1 protein-coding gene is annotated in these 1001 nt (G+C 67.1%); it reads left to right on the top strand.

Translation table 11 applies throughout. The annotated features are described in order from the left end of the window. Positions 1–1001: MSCRAMM family protein (locus G1C96_RS10075; protein ID WP_205832136.1), on the top strand; the 1001-nt coding region annotated here is incomplete at both ends.

Below are 1001 nucleotides of genomic sequence, written 5' to 3'. Positions count from 1 at the left end.
GCGGTGTCGTTCTCCGGGTTCGGCGAGCTGGTGTCGTGCGACGCGAACGCCGCGGGCGCGTCCTGCAGCCTGTTGGTGGCGAACAAGCCGACCACGCCTCCGCCGCCCGAGACCCCGAAGTACCCGTTCGGCTTCACCAAGGTGGACGAGCAGGGCGGTCCGCTTGCGGGTGCCGAGTTCCAGCTCAAGGACTCCGCCGGCAAGGTCGTCGCCACGGTCGCCTCCGGCTCCGACGGCAAGGTCTCGTTCCCGGCCGTCAAGCCCGGCAAGTACACGGTGACGGAGTCGAAGGCTCCCGCCGGCTACGAGAAGGTCGCCGACTTCACCGTGACGATCGCGGACGACGGTACCGTCACGGGCCTGCCCGCCGGTAACAAGGTGGTGGACGAGAAGACGCCGCCTGAGTATCCGTTCGGTTTCACGAAGGTGGATGAGAACGGCAACCCGCTTGCAGGCGCCGAGTTCCAGCTCAAGGACGCTTCCGGCAAGGTCATCGCCACGGTCACCTCGGGTACCGACGGCAAGGTCACTTTCCCGTCGGTCGCTCCCGGTATCTACACGGTCACCGAGTCGAAGGCCCCACAGGGTTATGAGAAGGTCGCGGACTTCACCGTGACGATCGCGGACGACGGTACGATCACGGGCCTGCCCACGGATGGCAAGGTCGTGGACAAGCCGGCGACCCCTCCGGAGTATCCGTTCGGCTTCACCAAGGTGGATGAGAACGGCAATCCGCTTGCGGGCGCCGAGTTCCAGTTGAAGGACGCTTCCGGCAACGTGGTCGCCACGGTCACCTCGGGTGCCGACGGCAAGGTCTCCTTCCCGTCGGTCGCTCCCGGTATCTACACGGTGACCGAGTCGAAGGCCCCGGAGGGTTACGAGAAGGTCGCGGACTTCACGGTCACGATCGCCGACGATGGCACCGCCACGGGCCTGCCCGCGGACGGCAAGGTCGTGGACAAGCCGACGACGCCTCCGCCGCCGACCACCCCGCCCACGAC

It is taken from the genome of Bifidobacterium moraviense (genome assembly GCF_012932365.1).
Lineage (GTDB): Bacteria > Actinomycetota > Actinomycetes > Actinomycetales > Bifidobacteriaceae > Bifidobacterium > Bifidobacterium moraviense.
Note: the sequence above shows the minus strand (reverse complement) of the source record. Positions and strands in the feature narration are given on the sequence as shown.